10 protein-coding genes are annotated in these 6632 nt (G+C 39.8%); 8 read left to right on the top strand and 2 right to left on the bottom strand.

Annotation, left to right across the window (positions count from 1 at the left end):
- Nucleotides 1-200: 200 nt before the first annotated feature.
- Both FD01_RS00565 and FD01_RS00560 read right to left on the bottom strand, forming a co-directional pair.
- The gene (locus FD01_RS00565; protein ID WP_056962256.1) at nt 201-803 is read right to left on the bottom strand and encodes a site-specific integrase; all 603 of its coding nucleotides are present in this window, start codon (nt 801-803) and stop codon (nt 201-203) included.
- Nucleotides 803-1264 (bottom strand): hypothetical protein, encoded by a 462-nt coding sequence (locus tag FD01_RS00560; RefSeq protein ID WP_054719868.1) that lies wholly within the window; start codon nt 1262-1264, stop codon nt 803-805. Before FD01_RS00560 ends, FD01_RS00565 begins: the two co-directional genes overlap by 1 nt.
- Before the next feature lie 382 nt (nt 1265-1646).
- Here FD01_RS00560 and mazE point away from each other — a divergent pair, with 382 nt between their 5' ends.
- The 8 genes from mazE (at nt 1647) to FD01_RS00530 (ending at nt 6534) form a co-directional block, all read left to right on the top strand.
- Entirely contained in the window at nt 1647-1919 is a 273-nt protein-coding gene (gene mazE, locus FD01_RS00555) for a type II toxin-antitoxin system PemI/MazE family antitoxin (RefSeq protein ID WP_054719872.1), read from the top strand.
- A gap of 2 nt (nt 1920-1921) precedes the next feature.
- A complete protein-coding gene (locus tag FD01_RS00550) occupies nt 1922-2281 on the top strand; it encodes a type II toxin-antitoxin system PemK/MazF family toxin (RefSeq protein WP_056962255.1) in 360 nt (119 codons plus the stop codon).
- Between the two features lie 290 nt (nt 2282-2571).
- Entirely contained in the window at nt 2572-2661 is a 90-nt protein-coding gene (locus tag FD01_RS15940) for a type I toxin-antitoxin system Fst family toxin (protein WP_152164671.1), read from the top strand.
- A gap of 295 nt (nt 2662-2956) precedes the next feature.
- Nucleotides 2957-3085 (top strand): hypothetical protein, encoded by a 129-nt coding sequence (locus FD01_RS16790; protein ID WP_263862594.1) that lies wholly within the window; start codon nt 2957-2959, stop codon nt 3083-3085.
- A 17-nt stretch (nt 3086-3102) separates the two neighbouring features.
- Nucleotides 3103-3339, top strand: coding sequence for a hypothetical protein (locus FD01_RS00545; protein ID WP_056962254.1), 237 nt, complete (start codon nt 3103-3105; stop codon nt 3337-3339).
- 165 nt (nt 3340-3504) lie between these two features.
- Nucleotides 3505-4725 carry an IS256 family transposase gene (locus tag FD01_RS00540; protein WP_056962253.1) on the top strand — a complete coding sequence of 407 codons (1221 nt, stop codon included), beginning with the start codon at nt 3505-3507 and terminating at the stop codon, nt 4723-4725.
- An 83-nt stretch (nt 4726-4808) separates the two neighbouring features.
- Nucleotides 4809-5855, top strand: a complete 1047-nt coding sequence (locus FD01_RS00535) for an ABC transporter permease (protein WP_056962252.1) — start codon at nt 4809-4811, stop codon at nt 5853-5855.
- Nucleotides 5856-5859: 4 nt separating this feature from the next.
- The gene (locus FD01_RS00530; protein ID WP_056962251.1) at nt 5860-6534 is read left to right on the top strand and encodes an ABC transporter ATP-binding protein; all 675 of its coding nucleotides are present in this window, start codon (nt 5860-5862) and stop codon (nt 6532-6534) included.
- The last annotated feature ends 98 nt before the right edge of the window (nt 6535-6632 follow it).

Below are 6632 nucleotides of genomic sequence, written 5' to 3'. Positions count from 1 at the left end.
TAGACCACTATCAAGGATTCGTTATCATCGTTGCACTTGACTTGAAAATTGAGGGTAATAAAAGTGGCTAACTTGATTTTAAAACGCGCGACCTCAAAAAGAGTATATCAAAAATGGGTACTGTTTCGCGCGTTGCACGACACAGTACCCATTTATATCTAGTTTTTCAGCAGCTTCGAGAAAAGTCATCCGCTTTTTTGCTATAGATTGAGGCTTTGAACCGCGTTATCCTTGTCATCTTGGGTGATCCCGATGTACCGTAGTGTGGTTTGAGCGTTGGAGTGGTTGAGTAATTGCTGGATAATTTCAACCGAAACGTTTGATTTGTAAAGCCAATAGCCAAACGTTTTACGCATAGTGTGGGTGCCAATGTGATCTAAGCCAACTTGATTCCCTGCTGTGCTGATAATGCGCCAAATCGACTGCCGACTCAAAGGCTTTGAACGATCACGGGCGCTAGGAAATAAGTAGCCGTCGAAGTCACGTTGATCAAGTGCCTCTGGAAAGTGTTCACGGCAGTAGTCTATAATCATTTTGCGTAGTTTGTCGCCTAGAATCACTGAATTATGTTTGCCAGTTTTCTGTTCACGCAAAGCTAGACGGTCCTTAGCCACGACATGACCGTTGCCAGATACTTCCAATACGTTTTCAAGCTTCAACTTGCCTAAATCTGAAATTCGATAGGCTGTGTTGATGCCTAGGGTGAACAAGAGAAGATTACGGTCGCCTTCACGTCCTGAAGCTAACATGATTTTCATAGCTTCGATTTTCTTTTTGCTGCGGATAGGTTCTACAAATTCCATTAATCTTGCCCCCAGTAGATTGCATCTGGTATCTCATTCATGACATCATCGATGTCGTCGATATCTTCAGGATCAACACCAGCATGAATCAGTTCACGACGTAAAACACCGGATTCATCGACTAAAGACTTCATCGTTTTGAGGTCACCAGAATTAAAATGAATCATGATTGCATCTGTTAGGCCAAGAAAATAGCCGCGACGTCCATCAGAGTATGGCTCATGTTGCGCTATTATATAGGAAGGTTTACGTTTATTTTTGGTATTTTTAAGCTTTTCAGCGAGTTCAAATAGCTTCGGATCAACATCTAAGAGCATTTCTTGCTTTAATCCGAGTTGTACAATCGCTTCTGCAACTTTTTGGGGTGAAACTTCCTCTTGTATGAAATTCAAAAATAGCCCTTCGGCATTTTTGAAGCCAGCTTCAACTCCGAGTTCTCGTTGGGTTATGTGGCCAGACATATCTAGACACTCCTTTTTGTAAGTGAAATTCGCTTACTTAATTATATGAGACATATTTTTGAAAAGCAACGCTTTCAGTCACATAAATACCTTAGCCGGACTCAACTGGGAATTGGCAACCTAATGTGCCCCTTAGAGCCTGTAAAGTTGAGCTCGATTCCGATTATGTGACACAATATACATTGTGTCACATAAACAGAATGTGAAATACTAAAGTGCCGTACTTATGAGTAAGTACGAGTTGCGTAAGTACATGTAATTACAAAATTGTGTACATACACGTAATTACAAATTTTGTGTATACAGGTAAGCACGGACACGTATGCACTTGTAAGCACGGAAAACTTGTGTATACTTGTAAGTACGAAGGGAAGATGATTTCATGGCAGAAAAAGTTGAGAAGCAAGGAAAAATTATTGGTCGCTTTGTCGCACGTAAGTCTGGTAATTCTTTGAGTTTGACGATACCAGCTGAAGTGGGCGTAGAAGCAGGTAAAGAATTTGTTTTGGTTGCCCAAGATGACGGTTCGCTTTTATATGAACCACAACATGTGAACCCATGGCACACGAAAGCGGCAAAAGATTATGACTTCCGTGGTGATCTTGACAAAATGGGCAATGTTTTTGAAGAACCACGAATGGGTAGGGAGTTATAGTCATGCAAATGCCAAAACAAGGCGACATTATTTTTATTGATTCAGAACCACATGCCGGGAAAGAGTTTGGCGGGCATGATCCTGAGCAAAACAACACTCGCCGTCCCATGATTGTGTTGTCAAATACGGATTACAACCACGGAACCAAAATGGTGATTGGAATGCTTGTGACTCACAGCAATTTTGGAGATTCTTCTTGGTATGAACAGTTTGCCGATTTCAATAGTGGTGTTGAAGGCAATATTGTACTGTGGCAGCTGCCAACCTATGATGCTTTGGCGCGTCGCGCTGAAATTGTGGGACATGTTCCGGACAAGCTGCTGAAGCGACTGAAGCAAGATGCAAAAGATATTTTTGAATAGGTGTCACGAAAGACGATCAGAAATAATCTCTGGTCGTCTTTTTATTGAAGTCGTCGTGTATCTGATATGAGTGAGCCTGATAGCTAGCCCCAGGAAGAGGGCCGGCTCGTGTGAACGGCGGCCGCACCCCAAAACAACGTTTTCAAATCGCTATTGACAAGTGGACCAAGGATATTCCAAATCACCAAGCGTAAACCAGTGTATTTTACGATATAATATCAAGACTGTGAGAAGCATGGTACGTTTGATATAATCATATTTGGCAACTTGCCCCAAAAGGGGGTGTGCTCATGTCTAGCTTTCTCTCAGAGGTCATTGCCCCAATAGTGGTGGGGATCGTGATTGCCACATATGCTGATTGGTTAGATCGGCATCGATGACTGATTGCAGTTGTCACTAACCCGCAGCCGGATCCGCACGCAATGGCAGGAAAGTCGATCTCTCTGCACGGAGATCGGCTTTTTGCGCGCACAAAAAAGATGGTGGTCTGCACGCCCGCCATCTTCTGTGTGCCACATGTCCGTGGCTTTCTCTCTGACACTATTATATCACGTCCAAGAAGACTTGCAACTTCAATGCTGATGTGTGACGCTATGCTTGGTGTCAATGAATCAAAAATGTAATCGTGAAAAGGATGCGATATAAATGAGAAAGGGTCTTCATGGGTTTTCGGTAATGCATAGTAGCAGTCTTGATAATTTTCTTGCCGAACAGTTGAAAGACCCAGTGTTTAGCCAATTTTACTTAGAAGCAATGCCGGAATTAGACAATAGCATGGTCGATTTCAAAGACCCGATCGATTGAACAAAGGAAGGAACCCTATGAAGTTAGTAAACATTACCATGCCGACCGCAAGTAAGTACGGCACATTTCAAATTGAAGGCATGGATGCCACTTACTTCAGATTCGACAAACAAGATGGCAAGTTCGTTTTAGAACGTGATTTTTTCGTGGTCGCTGAACGAGACGCTAATCAGCGACAACATCCGATGTCTCAAGCCATGTATAATGATCTGCAAAGCGAGCTATCCCACAGCATCTCTGCAAATGAAAAATAACCGCGATCGATGAAATGTGAATTGGGATAAATTATCCGGCGCTTCCGTTGCGATATTTTGGCGTCCTTGGCAGCCACTGATTTTCCAGCTTCAATCGGCGGTTATGTCCGTATAATTGGTGTAAATTCTAAATAGGACTTTGTGAAATCTGAAAGGAACTTCATTATGCCAAAGGTTGAATTAAATTTAGAAGATGACGAATTAAAGGAACTATTACTAGGTGATCGGGATAAGGCCATGCAATCAATTATGGCTAAGATCCTTGACGAAATTCTTAAGTCCGAAGCGACTGAGCAGATTAAAGCTAAGGCTTATGAACGTTCGGATGAACGAACCAATTCACGGGATGGTTATCGGGTTCGTCAGCTTACCACCCGCGTAGGGTCTCTAGAACTACACGTTCCTAAACTCCGTCATGGCAATTTTTCAACACAGCTGTTCAAACGCTACCAGCGTAGTGAGCAGGCCTTTGATTTGGCATTAATGGAAATGGTAATCCAAGGTGTTTCAACACGTAAAGTAGCTGAGATTACTAAGAAGTTATGTGGGACAGCCTTTTCTAAAAGTACGGTCTCGGCTTTATGCAATAATTTGGACGACCAAGTGCTGGATTTTAACCGACGTCCCCTTACGCAAAAGTATGCTTTTGTGTATGCCGATGCAATTTTATTTAAGGTACACCGTGGTCACGTTGTGACAAGTAATAGCTTACTCGTTGCGATTGGAATCGACCCTAGCGGTCGTCGAGAAGTGCTCGGTTTTGATATCGGTGATAGTGAATCAAAAGCTGCATGGATGGACTTCTTTAGTGAACTTAAACAGCGGGGCCTTGCCAACGTTGATATGTTTGTTTCAGACGCTCATTGTGGCTTAAAGGATGCAATCACTACGCAATTTCAGGGGAGCCTTTGGCAGAGATGTCAATTTCATTTTAGTAATGACTGTACAAGTATTCTGGCACTCAATGATCGTAAAGAAGTTGCTAACCGACTCAAAGATTTATTTAATGCTCCAACGTACGACCAAGCGGTTGAACGGCGTGACCAATTGGTTAAAGATTGGCAGACCGAGTTCCCTAAGGTGGTGAAGAAATTAGAAAATAGTTTTGACGAATTAATGGTGATTTACCAGCTCCCAGAGGAGCTAAGGAAGCGTCTCCGGACGAATAGTACAATTGAGCGGGTTAATCAAGAAATCCGTCGTCGTGACCGTGTAATCCGGATATTCCCGAATGATCTGAGCGTCTTGCGACTAATGGGAGCACTACTGATTGAACAGAATGAAAAATGGGCTGCTGGTCCACAGTACTTAAACATGACCGTTTACCACGGGATTGAAAAAGATGACAATTCAGAAGAAGCCGGTATGCTTAAGCTTGTGAAATGATAAATTCGCGGAATTCAATTTACACCAACATTTTGGACTTGACCCATATTAATAACAAATAGAATTAATAACAGGAGATTATTATGTTTTTAGCTATTAAAGAGATGCTACATGAAAAATTGCGTTATAGCCTAATAGTGGTACTTATATTTTTAGTAAGTTATCTTTTGATTATTCTTACTGGTTTAGCCACTGGTTTAGCTAACCTAAACAAAGCGGCAATTAACGAGTGGGATGCTTCAAGTATTGTCTTAAATAGTGATTCTGAAGGACGTTTACAACAATCTTTTCTTTCACAGGATGAGGTTGCTAGTTTACCCAATAATGGAACCAGAATTTCACAGTATAGTACACTTGTAAAATCAGAAAATGGATTAAAAGAGAATGCTCAATTAGTAGCTCTTGATTCCAAATCGTTCATATTTAAAAAATTGAAAATAACAAGTGGTAGAAAAAATATCCGAAACAATGCCGGCGTCGTATCGGATAAATTCAAAAGTGATGGATTCAAAATCGGTGACTATTTGTTAGTTGCTAATTCATCATTGAGGATTAAAATTACAGGTTTTACACCCAGGGCAACTTTAGGTGCTCTTCCCGTGGTTTATATTTCACCAGACACTATTCAATCACTGAATAAAGGTGTAACAAATGCTGTGGTATTCAAGAATACGTTAAATAATTCAAAAATACCAAAAGGGACTGATCAGTTGAGCATTGACGCATTTATTAATAAATTACCTGGATATAGTGCACAACAACTCACATTCAACTTCATGATTGGTTTTTTGTATATTATTATTCTAATTGTTATTTCAATTTTCTTGTATATTCTGACCGTTCAAAAATTACCCAACTTAGGTGTCTTGAAGGCGCAAGGAGTCTCAACGCAATATCTTGTTTTGAGTACGTTATTTCAATCATTTATTATGTCAGTTATTGGCGTTATTATAGCCATTATATTAGGTGAAATAACAGCTATTACGTTACCCAGCGAGGTACCCATTGTCATCGATAAAAGTAATATTATTTTAACTGGAATCGGTATTATTATTATGTCCTTGTTGGGTGCATTGATACCAATTCGCCAAATTGCCAAAGTTGATCCTTACAAAATTATTGGAGGTTAATTTCATGTCAAATCTAATTTTTGACTCAGTCACAAAAATTTTTGGTGAAGGGAGTAGTAAGTACGTAGCACTAGAAAATATTAATTTCGAAGCAGAAAGCGGTCAGCTTATTTTAGTTGTAGGGCCATCAGGATCAGGAAAAACTACATTTTTGACTATAGCAGGCGGACTACAGACACCAACTAATGGTGACGTAAAAATAAATGACAGTACAATTAACAGTTTGTCCAAAAAACAACAAACAAAATTAAGATTGGAAAAAATAGGATTTGTTTTACAATCTTATAACTTAGTCCCATTTTTAACGGTCGAAGAACAGTTTAAATTCGTAGATAAACTAAAAAAACAAAATTTGACTGAACAAAGAATGCATGATCTTCTTTCTGATTTAGGACTTTTAGAACTGCTAAAAAAATATCCTAATCAACTTTCTGGTGGACAAAAGCAGCGTGTGGCAATTGCTAGAGCATTATACACTGATCCTGACTATATTTTAGCAGATGAACCCACAGCCGCATTAGATACAGATAGATCCATGAAAGTAATCGAGTTACTCAGAGATTTAGCGCACAAAAGAAATAAAATTATTATTGTAGTTACTCATGACTTAAGGTTAAAAGATATGGCAGACAAAGTTTATCAGATAATTGACGGTAAAATGACAATCCTGGAGAAGTAATTTAATTTATGAGGCAGATTGTAAAATTTAAGTTGAACATTTAAGTAGTGGCTGTTCAACTAGGCCACCATATTCTCAATGCTAGTAGTAAATTTGTA

The organism is Lacticaseibacillus manihotivorans DSM 13343 = JCM 12514, assembly GCF_001435035.1.
GTDB classification, from domain to species: domain Bacteria; phylum Bacillota; class Bacilli; order Lactobacillales; family Lactobacillaceae; genus Lacticaseibacillus; species Lacticaseibacillus manihotivorans.
The sequence above is the reverse complement of the archived record's forward strand: the minus strand, read 5'-3'. Positions and strand labels throughout refer to the sequence as shown.